General features: G+C 54.2%; 1 protein-coding gene. It reads right to left on the minus strand.

Annotated features, from left to right (window positions below; translation table 11 throughout):
- On the minus strand, nt 1-426 hold a 426-nt coding region (locus tag D7W79_RS42800; RefSeq protein ID WP_208729995.1), incomplete at both ends, for a nucleoid-associated protein.

Below are 426 nucleotides of genomic sequence, written 5' to 3' on the forward strand. Positions count from 1 at the left end.
GGGTATCGGTTGCTGGATCCCAGAAGATGCGTTCACCTAACAGCATCGCATCAAAGTTAATAGTCAAGCCACCGCCGCTACCGGCAAACTTCGTCAACTGACGCAGTGTGCTACGGTCTGCCGGGAAGCTCTCTTCCAGTTCGTAGCCTTTTTCAGCCGCAAACTCCGTGAAGCTCACTTCGCTGACGCCTGCCAGCTCTTTCGACAGCGATTCCAGTTCAATCTCTTCGCCTGCCTGCAGCTGCTCATTACAGTAGCTATAACCCTGCTGGCGCACGTTCTGTCGCTCTGCTTTATCCAGTTGTGCTTCGGCAGTGAAATCATCAACCGCTTGCAACAGCCCACGGTTTTGCGCTTTCGCGTTTAACCCTTCGCTGGCCCCGAGGAAATCCATAAAGAAATCCGCCACTTTGCGCCCTACTCGCC

Origin of the sequence: Corallococcus exercitus (genome assembly GCF_003611585.1) — a bacterium.
GTDB classification, from domain to species: Bacteria; Myxococcota; Myxococcia; order Myxococcales; family Myxococcaceae; genus Corallococcus; species Corallococcus exercitus.